The organism is Inquilinus limosus MP06, assembly GCF_000767795.1.
Taxonomy (GTDB): domain Bacteria; phylum Pseudomonadota; class Alphaproteobacteria; order DSM-16000; family Inquilinaceae; genus Inquilinus; species Inquilinus limosus_E.
Window position 1 is genome coordinate 1 of record NZ_JANX01000988.1, and the last position, 1,269, is coordinate 1,269.

The window sequence follows — 1,269 nt, forward strand, 5'->3', positions numbered from 1 at the left end:
GTCCGGCGGCTCGGGCACCGCGTCGAGCGCGACGGAAGGCTGCCGCCGCAGCCGGTCGATCGACCGGTTGTAGGTGACGCGGGTGAGCCAGGTCGAGACCGTGGCGCTGCCGTCCGGCCGCCAGCGCCCGGCCTCCTTCCACAGCGCCAGGAACGCGTCCTGGGCCACGTCCTCGGCATCGGCGCGGCTGCCCAGCATGCGTTGGGCGAAAGCGAGCAGACGCCCGAGATGCCGGTCGACCAGGCGGCGGCAGGCGGCGGCGTCTCCCGCCGCCACCGCCGCCACCAGGGCATCGTCGCTCTCGGCCACGCTTCAGTTGCGGTGGGTCTTGAGGTCATCGATCGACAGTTCACCCGTCTTGCCGGTGTCGCGGCGGTCGAAGCGGGCCAGGGCCGGCGCCTCGAATTCAGCCGCGGTCACCTTGCCGTCCTTGTCGGCGTCGAGCTTGTCGAAACGCTGTTCCAGGCGGGGGCGGATCTGCGCGATCATGGCGTCGACATACTGCTCCTTGGTCAGCGCCCCGTCACCTGCCGTGTCGAGTTTCTTGAACCGCGCCTCCGACCAGGCCTGGACCTCCGTCCGCTCGATCTTGCCGTCCTTGTTGGTGTCGAGCTGGCGGAAGAAGCCGCCGCGCCAGCCGCCCTGGGGCGCCCCTTCCTGGGCCGCCGCCATGACGGTGCCGGCGACGAGGGCGACCAGCGCGGACCCGACAATCCACTTCGTCTTCATGATGCTCTCGACATTGCGCACCGCCATGGGTGCCTGATGCTCCCTTCACGGCGCAGGGCGCCGCTTCCGTCGCAAGTCGGACTCGCAGGCGCTTGCGCGACACCGGGACTTGGCCCACCTCTTCCTGCAGATGCCGATCCGCAACCGGGCGATGCCATGGCCGACTTCACATTTTTGGACCGCGACGTCCTGCGCCTGACGGGCGAGGACCGCGCCGCCTTCCTGCAGGGGCTGGTCTCCAACGACATGCGGAAGGTGGCGCCGGACCGCGCCGTCTTCGCCGCCTTCCTGACGCCGCAGGGCAAGTATCTGCACGATTTTCACGTGGTCGCGCTGGGCGATGCCTGGCTGATCGACTGCGAGGCCGGGCGCGGCGCCGACCTGTTTCGGCGGCTGCGGATGTACCGGCTGCGCTCCAAGGTCGAGCTGGCCGACGTCAGCGCCGACTGGGCCGTGGCGGCGATCCCGGGCGAGGCCGGCAACGCCGCCCTCGGCCTGCCGGACGAGCCGGGGGCGGCGCGCCCCCTGGCCGACGGCGTC

3 protein-coding genes are annotated in these 1,269 nt (G+C 71.2%); 1 reads left to right on the plus strand and 2 read right to left on the minus strand.

The annotated features are described in order from the left end of the window. Positions 1 to 309: sigma-70 family RNA polymerase sigma factor (locus P409_RS34630; RefSeq protein WP_034849470.1), on the minus strand; the 309-nt coding region annotated here is incomplete at its 3' end. Between the two features lie 3 nt (positions 310 to 312). Further along, positions 313 to 729 (minus strand): EF-hand domain-containing protein, encoded by a 417-nt coding sequence (locus P409_RS34635; protein ID WP_161790534.1) that lies wholly within the window; start codon positions 727 to 729, stop codon positions 313 to 315. 156 nt (positions 730 to 885) lie between these two features. Between P409_RS34635 and P409_RS34640 the strand changes: the two genes are divergently transcribed. After that, positions 886 to 1,269 (plus strand): YgfZ/GcvT domain-containing protein (locus tag P409_RS34640; RefSeq protein ID WP_034849469.1); only part of this gene is annotated, 384 nt, incomplete at its 3' end.